The sequence below is a fragment of the Burkholderia sp. JPY481 genome (genome assembly GCF_038900515.1).
GTDB lineage: Bacteria > Pseudomonadota > Gammaproteobacteria > Burkholderiales > Burkholderiaceae > Paraburkholderia > Paraburkholderia youngii.
The window spans coordinates 291099-305137 of the sequence record NZ_JAYMRT010000003.1 but is presented as its reverse complement, the minus strand read 5'-3'; the positions used below and the strand labels follow the sequence as shown (position 1 = coordinate 305137).

The following is a 14039-nucleotide window of genomic DNA, read 5'->3' as shown; positions in this document are numbered from 1 at the left end:
GCAAATGCGAGGCATAAATGACAAGGTCTGCGCTGTAGTTTTTGCCATGTCGATCGTGCTGCTGTCCGCTTGCGGCGGGGGCGGTAGCGGCAGCGGCGGATCGAGTACTGGCGGCAGCACGGCGACCGAGCCCGCCGGCGGCGTCAAGCTGCAGGTGGTGTCGTTCGGCGACAGCCTGTCGGACGTCGGGACTTATGCGCCGCTCGCGAGTGCGGTGGGCGGCGGGCGTTTCACGACCAATCCCGGCCAGGTATGGGCCCAGAACGTCGCGCAATACTACGGCGATACGCTGAGCGCCGCGTTCACGATCGATTTCACGCACAAGCTGAGTGCGCAGAACGGCCTCGGTTATGCGGAAGGCGGCTCGACCGTGGCGACACCGGCGAACCAGTACGACTACCTGAGCGACGTCATCGGCAACATCGAAATGCCCGTCAATCAGCAACTGTCGAGCTATCTGGGCGCTCACGGCAGCTTCAACGCCAATCAGCTCGTGCTCGTGTGGGCGGGCTCGAACGATGTGCTGCGCGCCGGCAACCTGCCCTCCGCCGCGCCGGTCGTGCAGGCGGCGGCCACCACGCTCGCCCAGCTCGTCGGGCAGATCGTGCAGAACGGCGGCGTGCATGTGGTGGTGATCAATGTGCCGAATATCGGGCTGTCGCCGAAGGGGCTCGCTTCGCCCGATGGTGGCGCGAACCTCACGCAGTTGTCGCAGCTATTCAACGCTACGTTGAATACCGCGCTGCAAACCGATGGGCTGCAATCGAAGGTGATCGAGGTCGATTCGTACACGTGGACGAATCAGGTGATCGGAAACTTTCAGGCGAACGGTTTTACCGTGTCGAATACGGGGCAGGCCTGCGACCCGAAGAAAACGCCCGATGACACCTCGCTGCTATGCTCGCCGGCGACCTATGTGAGCGCCAATGCGGATCAGACTTACATGTTCGCCGATGATCTGCATCCGACCACGCATATGCATGCATTGTTTGCGCAGTTCGTCGAGCAGCAAATCGCGCATAGCGGGTTGGGGCGGTGAGAGGGGCACCGCGGCGTGGCCTGTTTTCGGCACCCCGTCCCTCAACCGGGCCGGGGTGCGCACCACATCACATCCTTACTTGAACAACTTCGTCGCCTGCGTCAGCGTATTGATCACTCCCCACGCAAGCGGAATCATCACATACAGCCAGAACACCGCGAGCATCACCTTGTTGGTCGGATGTACAGTTTGAACGGTCGACATACGGATCTCCTCACGCGCCCTTGGCGACTTGTGCATCGGTCATGTGGTGCTTCTCATCCACACGCTTGACCAGCAGGTTGCAGATAAAGCCGATCACGAGCAGCACGGCCATGATGTGTACGGTCATCGTGTACGCGTCCGCTTTCGCCACGCCGTTCGCGACTTCATACGCGCGGATGTAGTTGACGAGCACCGGACCCGCGACGCCGGCCGCGGCCCACGCGGTCAACAGACGTCCATGAATGCCGCCGACGAACGTCGTGCCGAACATGTCGGCGAGATAGGCCGGCACCGTCGAGAAGCCGCCGCCGTACATCGACAGGATGATGCAGTACGTCAGCACGAACAGCGCGATCTGTCCGTTCGCGGCGAAGCTCGGCACGAGGTAGTAGAGCACCGCGCCGAGCGCGAAGAAGATGTAGTAGGTGTTCTTGCGGCCGATCCAGTCCGACGCCGACGCCCACACGAAACGGCCGCCCATGTTGAACAGCGACAGGAGCCCGACGAAGCCGGCCGCCGCAGCGGCCGTCACCGTGTTCTTGAAGCTCTCCTGGATCATCACCGAGGCCTGTCCGAGAATGCCGATGCCAGCCGTCACGTTCAGGAACAGCACGAGCCAGATCAGATAGAACTGCGGTGTCTTCAGCGCCTGGTCGATATGCACGTGATTGCTCGTGATCAGCCGGTGCTGCGTCGCCGCGGGCGGCGTCCAGCCGGCCGGCTTCCAGCCCGGCGGCGGCACGCGGATCGCGAGCGCGCCGATCGTCATCGAGATGAAATAGACGATGCCGAGCACGATGAAGGTCTCCGCGACGCCAATGCTCGTCGCGCTTTGAAAGTGCTTCATCAGCGCGACCGACAACGGCGCCGCGATCATCGCGCCGCCGCCGAAGCCCATGATCGCCATGCCGGTCGCCATACCGCGGCGGTCCGGAAACCAGCGGATCAGCGTCGACACCGGCGACACATAACCGAGCCCCAGCCCGATCCCGCCGATCACGCCGTAGCCCAGATACAGCAGCACGATCTGATGCAGGTACACACCGAGCGCGGACACGAGGAAGCCGCCGCCGAAGCAGCAAGCGGCCGTGAACATCGTGCGGCGCGGACCGACGTGTTCGAGCCATTTGCCGGCGAACGCCGCCGACAAACCGAGGAACACGATCGCAAGCGAAAAGATCCAGCCCAAGGCGGTCAGCGACCAGTCATCGGGCGTGGACTGCGTGATGCCGATCACCTTGGTCAGCGGTCCGTTGAAGACCGAGAACGCGTAGGCCTGGCCGATGCACAGATGCACGGCAAGCGCGGCCGGAGGCACCATCCAGCGCGAGAAACCGGGCTGCGCGATGGTGGCCTGTTTCGAAAAGAATGGGGCTGAACCTTGTTGGCTGCCCGGCTCGCTGATGCTACTCATAAGTGGGTCTCCTTACAGTTGTTCTGTTTATCGGCGTTTCGTGCGTTTACCTGAGGCGGCGGAGTGTAACTTGTGCAGACCGTCTCGTCATCGCTATATGTACTTTTATTTCATATGGCCCGTCCCAAGCACCCGAAAATCATGCCTGGGTCGACAATAGGACGCGGACGATGGCTTCGCAATATGAAGCGCGCGGACATAAGGTGTGATCCTGGTCACACGCGGGGATTCTTCAGGCGACTCTGCAAATCGTGGGACGCGCCGAGCTGGTCGCGCCAACTTTCCGATTAGAGGCACTATGCAAACCCGGCAATAAACGAGCCGCGCCCGTCGCGCGGCAAAAAGAAAAACGGGCCGGCGCGGCTTCTTTGCCGCGTCGGCCCGTCGTGTATCGACGACTAGTTTCGCCGGTATCAATCGATCTTGCGGCCGGTCTTCATGCGCGCTGCAACGAGTACCGAAATCAGACAGCCGATTGCCAGATATGCGGCCACCGGATGCCACGAGCCGCCCGCGAAGCTGACCAGCGCTACCGCGATGAACGGCGTGAAGCCGCCGCCGACCACGCTCGCCACCTGATAGCCGACACCCGCGCCGCTATAGCGGTACTCGGTGCCGAACAGCTCGGTGAACATCGGCTGCTGCACGCTGACGACCATGTCGTGTGCGATGTTGGCGAGCATCACCGCGAACACGACGATCCATACGGTCGAACGCGCTTCGAGCGCGAGGAAGAACGGCACCGCGCTGAACACGCCGACCAGCGCGCCGATCATATAGATGCGACGGCGGCCGAAGCGATCCGCGAGCGACGCGAAGCAGGGGATCGTCACACAGCTGAGCGCGCCGACGACGAAGCCGATCGTCAGGAAGAATTCGCGCGGCATGTGCAGGTTCGTCGTCGAGTAGCTCAGCGCGAACGCGGTCACGATGTACATCGTGAACAGTTCGGCGAGCCGCAGCGCGATGATCAGCAGGAAGGCCTTCGGATGGCGCAGCAGCGCTTCGACGATCGGCAGGCGCACGCGGCGCTCGCCATGCTTGCCGACCTTCTCGACGAACTCCTGCGACTCCTCCATGCTCGAGCGGATCCACAACGCGATCAGCACCAGCACGACACTGAACAGGAACGGCAGACGCCAGCCCCAGCTGAGGAACGCGGCGTTGTCCATGGAGCGGCTGATCAGCGCGACGAGACCTGTGGACAGCACGAGCCCGACGCCGTAGCCGACCTGCACGCCGCTGCTGTAGAAGGCTTTCTTTTTCTCAGGCGCGCTCTCGACCGCCATCAGCGCCGCGCCGCCCCATTCGCCGCCGACCGCGAAGCCTTGGATCGCGCGCAGCGTGACGAGCAGCACCGGCGCGAGCCAACCGATCGTCGAAAACGCCGGCAGCAGACCGATCGCGGCCGTCGACAGACCCATCATCATCACGGTGAGCACCAGCATCCGCTTGCGTCCGAGCCGGTCGCCGTAGTGGCCGAACACGAAGCCGCCGAGCGGGCGGAACAGGAAACCGACGCCGAAGGTCGCGAACGCGGCGAGCGTGCCCATCGCCGGGCCGACGTTCGGGAAGAACTCGGCGTTGAACACGAGCGCGGCGACGATGCCGTACAGCAGGAAGTCGTACCAGTCGACCACGGCGCCGACAAAGCTGCCGAGTGCGGCCTTGCGAGCCTGATTGCGCGCTTTGCGGTGAGTGGCCACTGCGGCCTGCGGGTGGGTGGTGCTCATCGAGTCTCCTTCAACGTGACATGGGCTTGAGTCGATCGCGCCGCGCCGGTAAGGCATTCGACGCGATCGCTCCGCGGCAGGACGTCCGGAAGGTTAATGACGCGCCCCGGAATTCACAATCCGCGCAATGGTGAAAGTGCGCGATCATCGCACGGGGCTGCGCGAATAGCGCGCGTTTTGCGTGTTTACGCCAAGCGCCAACGAGACAATCGCGGGCAATGATGTGGGCGAACCATGAAGCCCTGTGGCGTGCTAACGTGGGGCATCTTAAAAACAACAGACGTTGATATACTACATACCGAATATTGAAAATTGCGGCGTTGCAGCATATGATTGAGGAATCATCTTTCTCAATCGTTCGGAGTCGCACGTGGAATTCGTACCTCTCGCGCTGTTCGCCGTTGCTGTCGTAGGGTTGGGCTGTGCCGCCACCGTTTTGCTGACCGACTGGATTCCCGACTCGATCGGAGCGCTTGCATCGCAACATGGCCGCTTCGTGGGGCTCGGCGAGCAGCGCGGCAAAGCGGCGGCGCCGAATCGCGCGCGTGTTCAAGCAGAGGCGATGAATGTCGTCAGAACTTCCAACTGAAACAGTGGCCACCCCGTTGACCCTGTCGTTGCAGCCCATCGGCGCTAGCGCGAGCTTGCGCGATCAGGCGTATGCGATGCTGCGTCAGGCAATCGCCGACGCGGATATCTACCAGAATCGCGAAGAAATCCGTCTCGACGAGCGCGTGCTCAGCGAATCGCTCGGCGTGAGCCGCACGCCGGTGCGCGAGGCGATGACACTGCTCGAGCAGGAGGGCTTCCTGCGCATGGTGCCGCGGCGCGGCATCTACATCGTGCGCAAGAGCAAGCGCGAAATCGTCGAGATGATCCAGATGTGGGCCGCGCTCGAAAGCATGGCCGCGCGCCTCGCCACGCTGCATGCGACCGACGAGGAAATCGGCCGCCTGCGCCATATGTTCGACAATTTCCGCGATACGACGCCGGCCGAGCATATCGCCGAGTATTCGGATGCGAACATCGCGTTTCATCAGGCGATCGTCGAGCTGTCGAAGTCGCAGATCATTCTCGACACGATCAAGAACATCTTCATCCACGTGCGCGCGATCCGGCGCATGACCATCTCGCAGAGCGACCGGGCCGCGCGCTCGATCGTCGATCATCTGCGCATCATCGAGGCGCTGGAGAAGCGCGATACCGAACTCGCGGAGCGGCTCACGCGTCAGCATTCGCTCGATCTCGCGGCGTTCGTCGAAGCCAATTGCGATTTTCTCGATTGATGGCGGCGTAGGCCCCTGATTGCCTGCTGACTTCGAAAAGCCCGCGGTGTGCAAGCACCGCGGGCTTTTTGCGTTCGCGCGCTTCGAGCGAGCACCCCGCTGCGGGATAAACCGTGCTTGACGGCCTGAAAAATATGGTATGTGATATATCAACAATGACAGCCGCCATTCGCGACTCAGTGTTTTCCCTTGAAACAACCGCCGCAAAGCCTTGCGGATTCAGCGCAAAGCTACGGCTGACAGGCTTGAGCAGTAAGAATTTCGCGCCGTTTCTGTCTCGAAATTGGGCTTGAACGAATGTGATATATCACATACGGTATCTTCGAAGCCGTGAGACGTCGGTGCAGCCGGACGTATATCGAAGCGGACGCGTCCGTCGATAACCGTTGCACATCCGATAGATGAGGAGATGACCATGTCTGCAGTTGTTTCATCCCTGAGTCCGGCCACGGCCACCACGACCGCCGACGACACGCTCAAGCAGAAGACCCGCGACGCGGGCGTCGTGTCGGGCGGCCATCTGGTTGCGAAGGCGCTGAAAAACGAGGGGATCGACACGATCTTCACGCTGTGCGGCGGCCACATCATCGATATCTACGACGGCTGCGTCGACGAAGGCATCCGCATCATCGACGTGCGCCACGAGCAGGTCGCCGCGCATGCGGCCGACGGCTACGCGCGCCAGACCGGCAAGCTCGGCTGCGTGGTGACTACCGCCGGCCCCGGCTGCACGAATGCGGTGACCGGCATCGCCACCGCGTTCCGCTCGGAAAGCCCGATCCTGCATATCGGCGGGCAGGGCGCGCTGACCCAGCACAAGATGGGTTCGCTGCAGGACCTGCCGCACGTCGACATCATGGCGCCGATCACGAAGTTCGCCGCGAGCATATCGAGCACCGAGCGCGTCGCCGACATGATCTCGATGGCCGCGCGCGAATGCTTCAACGGCGCGCCCGGTCCCGCCTACCTGGAAATTCCGCGCGACGTGCTCGACCGCGAAGTCGACGCGACGCGCGCGATCGTGCCGCGGCCGGGCCACTATCGCGCGTCGACCAAATCGATCGGAGACCCGCACGACATCGAGAAGCTCGCCGACATTCTCGTCAATGCCGAACGCCCCGCGATCCTGTACGGCCAGCAGGTGTGGACCGCGCGCGGGCACGACGAAGCGATCGCGCTGCTGCGCGGCATCGAGATTCCCGGCTATTTCAACGGCGCGAGCCGCGGACTGCTGCCGCCGGGCGATCCGCATCACTTCGATCGCACGCGTTCGCAGGCGTTTGCGAATGCCGACGTGCTGATCGTGGTCGGCACGCCGTTCGATTTCCGCATGGGCTACGGCCGACGCATCAGCAAGGAATTGACGCTGGTGCAGATCGATATGGACTACCGAACCGTCGGCAAGAATCGTGATATTGATCTGGGCCTCGTCGGCGATCCGGGCGCGATTCTCGCTGCGGTGCTGCAAGCCGCGAGCGGTCGTATCAAGGACGACAAGCGTCAGGCGCGCCGCAAATGGATGGCGCAATTGCGCGACGCCGAAGCGACCGCGACCGAAAAACTGCTGCCGCTGTTCCGCTCGAATAGCACGCCGATTCATCCGTATCGCGTCGCGTACGAACTCAACGAATTCCTGTCCGACGACACCATCTATATCGGCGACGGCGGTGACGTCGTGACGATCTCCGCGCAAGCGGTGCGCCCGCGCCGACCGGGGCAGTGGATGGACCCCGGCGCGCTCGGCTCGCTCGGCGTCGGCACCGGCTTCGCGCTCGCGGCGAAGCTCGCGCATCCGCACAAGGAAGTGCTGTGCTATTACGGCGACGGCTCGTTCGGCATGACCGCGTTCGACATGGAAACCGCGAACCGCTTCGGTGCGCCGTATCTCGCGGTGGTCGGCAACAACTCGGCGATGAACCAGATCCGCTACGGCCAGCTTGCCAAATACGGCGAGGAACGCGGCAACGTCGGCAATCTGCTCGGAGACGTGCCGTTCAGCAAATTCGCCGAAATGCTCGGCGGCTATGGCGAGGAAGTGCGCGATCCCGCGCAGATCGCGAGCGCGCTGCAGCGTGCGCGCGAAGCGATTCATCGCACCGGCCGCTCGGCGGTGGTCAACATCTGGGTCGACCCGCGCGAATACGCACCGGGCACGAAGAACCAGACCATGTACAAATAACCTTCATCGTTCAGGAGATACGACATGGCCAAGGCACTCGACGGTGTGCGCATCCTCGATTTCACACATGTGCAATCGGGGCCGACCTGCACGCAATTGCTCGCATGGTTCGGCGCGGACGTGATCAAGGTGGAACGGGCAGGCGCGGGCGACATCACGCGCGAGCAACTGCGCGATATTCCCGACGTGGATAGCCTGTACTTCACGATGCTCAATCACAACAAGCGCTCGGTCACGATCGACACCAAGCATCCGGAAGGCAAGCAGGTGCTCGAAGCGCTGATCCAGAAATGCGATGTACTGGTCGAAAACTTCGCACCGGGCGCACTGGACCGGATGGGCTTCACGTGGGAGCGGATTCAGGAATTGAATCCGCGTATGATCGTCGCATCGGTGAAGGGCTTCGGTCCCGGTCCGTACGAGGACTGCAAAGTCTATGAGAACGTCGCGCAATGCGCGGGCGGCGCGGCGTCGACCACCGGCTTCGACGACGGCCCGCCGGTCGTGACCGGCGCGCAGATCGGCGATAGCGGCACGGGGCTGCATCTCGCGCTCGGCATCGTCACCGCGCTCTATCAACGCACGCATACCGGACGCGGCCAGCGCGTGCTCGCCGCGATGCAGGATGGCGTGCTCAATCTGTGCCGCGTCAAATTGCGCGACCAGCAGCGGCTCGACCGCACCGGCGTGATGAAAGAGTATCCGCAATATCCGAACGGCACGTTCGGCGACGCGGTCCCGCGCGCGGGCAATGCGTCGGGCGGCGGGCAGCCGGGCTGGATTCTGAAGTGCAAGGGCTGGGAGACGGACCCCAACGCGTATATCTACTTCATCACCCAGGCGCCCGTGTGGGCGAAGATCTGCAACGTGATCGGCAAGGAAGAGTGGGCCACGGACCCCGACTACGCGACGGCACCCGCGCGCCTGCCGCGACTGAAAGAGATCTTCGCGGAAATCGAACGCTGGACGATGACGAAGACCAAGTTCGAGGCGATGCAGATCCTGAACAAATACGACATTCCGTGCGGCCCGATCCTGTCGATGAAGGAAATTGCCGAGGAGCCGTCGCTGCGCAAAACCGGCACGATCGTCGAAGTCGATCATCCGCAGCGCGGCAAGTATCTAACCGTCGGCAATCCGATCAAGCTGTCCGACAGCCCGACCGACGTCAAACGCTCGCCGCTGCTTGGCGAACATACCGACGAAGTGATGGCCGAACTCGGCTACTCGGCCGAGCAGATCACGGCGCTGCGCACGGCTGGCGCGATCTAGGAGCGAGGCATGCAGACGTGGATGCGGTTCATGTCGGGCGACGGCGGCATCGTGTTCGGCCGTGTCGAAGGCGCCTACCTGCACGAGTACGAAAGTCTCGCGCAGCCGGTGCCGACCGGCGCGGTTCTGTCGCTGCGCGCACTGACGCCGCTGGCGCCATGCGCGCCGGGCAAGATCGTCGCGCTGTGGAATAACTATCACGCGCTCGCGGCGAAGCTCGACAAACCCGTGCCTACCCATCCGCTGTTTCTGATGAAGCCGGCGGCGTCGGTGATCGGCGCGGGCGAGCCGATCCGCCGGCCGCGGCATTACGCGGGCAAGATCGTCTACGAGGGCGAACTCGGTATCGTGATCGGTCAGCGTTGCCGCGATCTGGATGTGCAGCAGGCGGAGGCGGCGATTTTCGGCTACACGCTCGTCAACGACGTCACCGCCGCTGATCTGCTCAACGAAAATCCGCATTTTCCGCAGTGGTGCCGCGCGAAAAGCTTCGATACGTTCTGTTGTCTGGGTCCGGCCATCGTCTCCGGTTTCGACTGGCGGGCGGCGCGTCTGCTGACGACGCTCGACGGCCTCGAGCGTCAGAACTATCCGCTCGCCGATATGGTCTTTTCGCCGGCCGAGCAGGTGAGTCTGATTTCGCAGGATCTGACGCTCGAACCCGGCGACGTGATCGCGTGCGGCACTTCGGTGGGCGTGGGCTCGATCAAGGACGGCGCAACGGTGTCGATCACGATCGACGGGATCGGCACGCTGAGCAATACCTTGAGCGCGGCGCCGCGCGACGAGCCACGGCGATTGGGCGATACCGCGAACGTCGGTTGACGAGAGCAGGGACCTCGGGGCTGTTGCCTTGTCGTCGCATCACGGAGGATCACGCATGCCGCAAGCCTGTGGGAGTGCCGTGTTGATGGATCTGTTGCTGCTGCTTGCGGTGGCCGTCGCGATGGCGCTGGTCACCGTGCTGACGGTGGCGGTGACCGCGCTCACGCGACGACGCTTCGGCGCGCGTTCGGCGCATCGGCACACATGTGTGCGCGAACCAGATCCGACACACAGGGCCCGGATGCTTGCATTGCTCGGCTGCGGCATCGGTTTGGCGGTCGCGTCGGTAGGCTTTATGGGTGACCTGTTGGCTGCGGCGCGCGAGAGCACCGAACGCATCGAACTATTTTCAGCCGTACTGATCGGCGCGCTGATCTTCGCGACCTGTGCGATCGCGTTCTTCAAACTACGCGGCGTATTGCAACTCGAGGCAGTCGCGCTGCCGGGCCATCACGTCGTCAATCTGTTTGCGCTGCTGTTATGCGGCTGGCTCGGTTACAGCTTCGTCACCGAACAGGCCCAGCCATTCGGACTCGCGGCATTGCTCGCGACGGGCGCGCTGGCGGTGGCGATGGGCGTGCACCTGATGCTGAGCCGCGAGTACTCGGCCGAACCCGTTCACGCGGCGCATCACGACAGTTGCGCTCCGCGCATGCGTGCGTTCGCCGCGCGCAGCGATGGCCTGGCGATCGGCAAACCGGGCCTGCTCGCGAACCTCGAGTGGCACGGTGGGGAAGAGCAGACGTGGGCGCTTCGCGATGACGCGCCGGCGATGATGCGCTTGAGCGCCTGTGCAGAGCGTCGGGATGGGCGTGACGGTAGACGAAGCAATGGACGGCAGCGCGACGGTTCACGCAAATGTACGCACAAGCGGCCGGTTCATTTCACCACGCGCCGCTAATCGACGATGCATACGCCGCTGACAAACCTGATTGCCAATAGCGACGACGGCGGGATGATGATCCCGCCGCCCGAGTCTTCTTCAATACTTCTATTCACCAACTGCAGCGGCGAATTCGCTGTAGTACTGCATCTTCCTGTGCAGAATGAGTTGCGCGAGAAAGTCGGCATCGTACGCGCGATGCAGATGGCTGTGATAGCGCTCGATATAAGCGGTGATTCGCGCCAACTCGCCATTGAACTCTTTCAGCATGTCGAGCGTCGCACGGTCCCAGCGAAACCGCAGGCCGAGATCGCTGAACGCGGCATTGTAGGCGCTCAGATGCGCATCCTCGGAATGGTCTTCGCGATCCGCCGCCGCTGTGCGAGCGTTGCGTGTACTGATACGGGATTCAACAGGAGCGTGGTTCATGATCGGCCTCCTCGGCTCGCAAGTGAGAGAACTCGCTTGCAGCATAGAAGTCGCGATCGATTTGCAATAGTTAAAGTTTTATTGGCTTTCCATAGCTTAAGGCTTATGCACGCTCAGTTCCTTTACGCGCGTGATCTTTTCGATCAGATTGGCACCTTCCTCCATCAGAAAGCGTTTGAAGGCGACGGCCACCGGCGGCAGACGTTTGTTCTTCCGATGCACGACGTACCAATTGAGCATGACCGGAAAGCTCTCGACGTCGAGCACGACCAGATGACCCAATTGCAATTCGAGGCTGATCGTATGGGCGGACAGAAACGCGATGCCCATTCCGGCAATGACCGCCTGCTTGATCGTCTCCGTGCTCTTGATCTCCATTGCGATCTTCAGATTGGACAGACGGCCGGCAAAACCCTCTTCCATCGAATTCCACGTATCCGAGCCGCGTTCGCGCACGATGAACGCTTCGTTCGCGAGTTGACTGAAGCGGATATTGCGCTTGTGCGCAAGCGGATGAGTGGGCGCCGCGACGATCACGTACGGATGCGGCGCGAACGGTTCATTGGTCGCGTCGGTTTCGTGCGGCGGACGCACCATCACCGCGAGGTCGGTCTGATTGGTCGCCAACTGATGCAGCAGTTCTTCGCGGTTGTGCACCGCGAGATTCAGATCGACACCGGAATAGCGACGCGTGAATTCGGCGAGAAGGCGCGGAAAGAAATAGTCGCCGGCGCTGATCACGGCGACATTCAGCTTGCCGCCGGAGACGCCCTTCAACTGACTCATCGCTTCGTCGACTTCATGGAACTGCTGCATGATCGCGCGGCTGTAGTGGAGCATTTCGGTACCGGCCGGCGTCAGATAGATCTTTTTGCCGAGTTGCTCGAACAGAGGCAGCCCCGCATGTTCTTCGAGTTGCCGGACCTGGGTGGAAACGGCCGGCTGGGTCAGATGCAATTCCTCCGCGGCGCGCGAAAAGCTCAGGTGGCGCGCCACCGTTTCAAAGACCTTCAGTTGCCGCAGCGTTGCATTGCGCATCGTCATGGTCGATGTATAAGGAAACGTGAATCGACATAATAACAAACTTTAATTATGAGTAATTCAGCAATGACCCTAGCATGAAACCTATAAGAAGCCGAATAGCCACTGAAATACGCGGGTTAACGCATAGATATGTGGTGTGGCGGACTCAATAGCAGGGAATAAGCTGTAATGCTTACCGGCCGAAGCGAAGTTCTGGTCGGAATAAAGCAAGAACTATCATCAAAAAACGGGTTCGGGGGATTTGCGGAAAAGCATAAAAGCATCGACTTCTAGATTTCCCGAATAGCGAAGTTCTCGGGCCATAACGATAAGGCGGGACACATCCAGCGCGGCGCGTAAGCCGGCTGCACTAAATAAATAGTGGAGACAAGGCTCATGGACAATATCACCCAGCAATCGACGACCGGTATGTCGTGGCGCAACCGATGGTCGCAATTGGTCATCGGCATGATATGCATGGCGCTGGTGGCGAATCTGCAATATGCGTGGACGTTATTCGTGGCTCCTATGCATGCGCGGCATCACTGGAGCGAGGCGTCGATCCAGCTCGCGTTCTCGATCTTCATTCTGACCGAGACGTGGCTCGTGCCGTTCGAGGGCTGGCTGGTGGATCGATTCGGGCCACGCCCGGTGGTGGCAGGCGGCGCGATATGCGCGGGTTTGTCCTGGATTCTCAATTCGTATGCGACGACGCTCGGCATGTTGTATTTCGCCGCGGTGATTGGCGGGATAGGCGCGGGCGGTGTGTACGGAACATGTGTCGGCAATGCGCTGAAGTGGTTTCCCGACCGGCGCGGTCTAGCCGCGGGTTTGACGGCCGCGGGCTTTGGCGCGGGCGCGGCGCTGACGGTGATTCCGATTGCAAACATGATTACGAGCCGCGGCTATGAAGCGACGTTCCTGTTCTTCGGCATCGTGCAAGGCGTCAGCATTCTGCTGCTCGCGATGCTCCTGACGCGGCCGATCTTGCGTCAGGCAGGGATACGCAAGAGCCGCTTCGCGGTGTCGAAAGTCGATTTCACGTCGCGCCAGATGATCAAAACGCCAGTGTTCTGGGTGATCTACGCGTCATTCGTCGCGGTCGCGGCGGGTGGTTTGATGGCGACCGCACAGATCGGCCCGATCGCGAAAGACTGGGGCTTAGCGCGCATTCCGATGTCGGTCTTCGGCGCTACGTTGCCGCTGCTGACTCTCACGCTGTCGATCGACAATATCTTCAACGGCTTGACGCGTCCGCTGTGCGGCTTCATCTCCGACAAGATCGGCCGTGAAAACACGATGTTCGTGATCTTCATCGGCGAGGGACTCGCGTTGCTCGGCATGATGCAGTTCGGCAGCAATCCGTATGCCTTCATGGTCTTTGCCGCGCTGATCTTCCTGTTCTGGGGCGAGATCTTCTCGATCTTCCCGGCGACTTGCGCGGATACGTTCGGCAGCAAGTATGCGGCCGCCAATGCAGGCACGTTGTACACCGCGAAGGGCACGGCCTCGTTGCTGGTGCCGATCGCGTCGGTGCTCGCGGCGACGGGCGGCTGGAACCTCGTCTTCATCGTTTCTGCCGTCATCACGATCGCAGCCGGTATTTCCGCGAAGTTCATCCTCGAGCCGATGCGCACGCGCTGGATCGAATCGCATGATGAACCTCAGGGCGCGCTGGCCGTCGCGGGCCATGGCAATGGCAATGCGTCGAGAATGAGTCACTGGCCGGAACAGTCCGGCGAATAAGCTGAG

13 protein-coding genes are annotated in these 14039 nt (G+C 61.9%); 8 read left to right on the top strand and 5 right to left on the bottom strand.

Features of this window, described 5'->3' with window-relative positions; all coding sequences use genetic code 11:
• The first annotated feature begins 4 nt into the window (after nucleotides 1–4).
• Nucleotides 5–1039: an SGNH/GDSL hydrolase family protein gene (locus VSR82_RS10760; protein WP_429457139.1), complete on the top strand. Its 1035-nt coding sequence runs from the start codon at nucleotides 5–7 to the stop codon at nucleotides 1037–1039.
• Between the two features lie 75 nt (nucleotides 1040–1114).
• On the opposite strand, the gene VSR82_RS10755 is transcribed toward VSR82_RS10760, so the two are convergent.
• From VSR82_RS10755 to shiA, 3 genes are all read right to left on the bottom strand, one after another.
• Nucleotides 1115–1243, bottom strand: coding sequence for an MFS transporter small subunit (locus VSR82_RS10755; protein ID WP_018437177.1), 129 nt, complete (start codon nucleotides 1241–1243; stop codon nucleotides 1115–1117).
• A 10-nt stretch (nucleotides 1244–1253) separates the two neighbouring features.
• On the bottom strand, nucleotides 1254–2657 hold the full coding sequence (locus VSR82_RS10750) for an L-lactate MFS transporter (RefSeq protein ID WP_368584648.1): 1404 nt from the start codon (nucleotides 2655–2657) through the stop codon (nucleotides 1254–1256).
• 413 nt (nucleotides 2658–3070) lie between these two features.
• Nucleotides 3071–4390, bottom strand: a complete 1320-nt coding sequence (gene shiA, locus VSR82_RS10745; protein WP_429457141.1) for a shikimate transporter — start codon at nucleotides 4388–4390, stop codon at nucleotides 3071–3073.
• Nucleotides 4391–4760: 370 nt separating this feature from the next.
• Here shiA and VSR82_RS10740 point away from each other — a divergent pair, with 370 nt between their 5' ends.
• From VSR82_RS10740 to VSR82_RS10715, 6 genes are all read left to right on the top strand, one after another.
• Complete coding sequence (locus tag VSR82_RS10740; RefSeq protein ID WP_410851480.1) at nucleotides 4761–4979, top strand: hypothetical protein; 219 nt, start codon at nucleotides 4761–4763, stop codon at nucleotides 4977–4979.
• A complete protein-coding gene (locus tag VSR82_RS10735) occupies nucleotides 4957–5676 on the top strand; it encodes a GntR family transcriptional regulator (protein WP_013091210.1) in 720 nt (239 codons plus the stop codon). Before VSR82_RS10740 ends, VSR82_RS10735 begins: the two co-directional genes overlap by 23 nt.
• Before the next feature lie 415 nt (nucleotides 5677–6091).
• Complete coding sequence (locus tag VSR82_RS10730; RefSeq protein WP_429457143.1) at nucleotides 6092–7855, top strand: thiamine pyrophosphate-binding protein; 1764 nt, start codon at nucleotides 6092–6094, stop codon at nucleotides 7853–7855.
• A gap of 24 nt (nucleotides 7856–7879) precedes the next feature.
• Nucleotides 7880–9127, top strand: coding sequence for a formyl-CoA transferase (frc, locus tag VSR82_RS10725; RefSeq protein WP_429457145.1), 1248 nt, complete (start codon nucleotides 7880–7882; stop codon nucleotides 9125–9127).
• A gap of 9 nt (nucleotides 9128–9136) precedes the next feature.
• Nucleotides 9137–9952: a fumarylacetoacetate hydrolase family protein gene (locus VSR82_RS10720; RefSeq protein ID WP_429457147.1), complete on the top strand. Its 816-nt coding sequence runs from the start codon at nucleotides 9137–9139 to the stop codon at nucleotides 9950–9952.
• Nucleotides 9953–10007: 55 nt separating this feature from the next.
• Nucleotides 10008–10853 carry an NAD(P)(+) transhydrogenase (Re/Si-specific) subunit beta gene (locus VSR82_RS10715; RefSeq protein ID WP_410851476.1) on the top strand — a complete coding sequence of 282 codons (846 nt, stop codon included), beginning with the start codon at nucleotides 10008–10010 and terminating at the stop codon, nucleotides 10851–10853.
• 90 nt (nucleotides 10854–10943) lie between these two features.
• Here the strand turns inward: VSR82_RS10715 and VSR82_RS10710 are convergent, their stop codons facing one another.
• Complete coding sequence (locus VSR82_RS10710) at nucleotides 10944–11264, bottom strand: HAD family hydrolase (RefSeq protein WP_368584654.1); 321 nt, start codon at nucleotides 11262–11264, stop codon at nucleotides 10944–10946.
• 96 nt (nucleotides 11265–11360) lie between these two features.
• Complete coding sequence (locus VSR82_RS10705) at nucleotides 11361–12308, bottom strand: LysR family transcriptional regulator (RefSeq protein ID WP_176107657.1); 948 nt, start codon at nucleotides 12306–12308, stop codon at nucleotides 11361–11363.
• 375 nt (nucleotides 12309–12683) lie between these two features.
• Here VSR82_RS10705 and oxlT point away from each other — a divergent pair, with 375 nt between their 5' ends.
• Nucleotides 12684–14033, top strand: a complete 1350-nt coding sequence (oxlT, locus tag VSR82_RS10700) for an oxalate/formate MFS antiporter (protein ID WP_429457150.1) — start codon at nucleotides 12684–12686, stop codon at nucleotides 14031–14033.
• Nucleotides 14034–14039 lie beyond the last annotated feature (6 nt).

What these genes read in the sequence shown, in the direction of transcription:
- oxlT (WP_429457150.1), top strand. Translation starts at nt 12,684, where the DNA reads ATGGACAATATCACCCAGCAATCGACGACCGGTATGTCGTGGCGCAAC.
- VSR82_RS10710 (WP_368584654.1), bottom strand. Translation starts at nt 11,264, where the DNA reads ATGAACCACGCTCCTGTTGAATCCCGTATCAGTACACGCAACGCTCGC.
- VSR82_RS10730 (WP_429457143.1), top strand. Translation starts at nt 6,092, where the DNA reads ATGTCTGCAGTTGTTTCATCCCTGAGTCCGGCCACGGCCACCACGACC.
- frc (WP_429457145.1), top strand. Translation starts at nt 7,880, where the DNA reads ATGGCCAAGGCACTCGACGGTGTGCGCATCCTCGATTTCACACATGTG.
- VSR82_RS10760 (WP_429457139.1), top strand. Translation starts at nt 5, where the DNA reads ATGCGAGGCATAAATGACAAGGTCTGCGCTGTAGTTTTTGCCATGTCG.
- VSR82_RS10755 (WP_018437177.1), bottom strand. Translation starts at nt 1,243, where the DNA reads ATGTCGACCGTTCAAACTGTACATCCGACCAACAAGGTGATGCTCGCG.
- VSR82_RS10720 (WP_429457147.1), top strand. Translation starts at nt 9,137, where the DNA reads ATGCAGACGTGGATGCGGTTCATGTCGGGCGACGGCGGCATCGTGTTC.
- shiA (WP_429457141.1), bottom strand. Translation starts at nt 4,390, where the DNA reads ATGAGCACCACCCACCCGCAGGCCGCAGTGGCCACTCACCGCAAAGCG.
- VSR82_RS10735 (WP_013091210.1), top strand. Translation starts at nt 4,957, where the DNA reads ATGTCGTCAGAACTTCCAACTGAAACAGTGGCCACCCCGTTGACCCTG.
- VSR82_RS10715 (WP_410851476.1), top strand. Translation starts at nt 10,008, where the DNA reads ATGCCGCAAGCCTGTGGGAGTGCCGTGTTGATGGATCTGTTGCTGCTG.
- VSR82_RS10750 (WP_368584648.1), bottom strand. Translation starts at nt 2,657, where the DNA reads ATGAGTAGCATCAGCGAGCCGGGCAGCCAACAAGGTTCAGCCCCATTC.
- VSR82_RS10705 (WP_176107657.1), bottom strand. Translation starts at nt 12,308, where the DNA reads ATGACGATGCGCAATGCAACGCTGCGGCAACTGAAGGTCTTTGAAACG.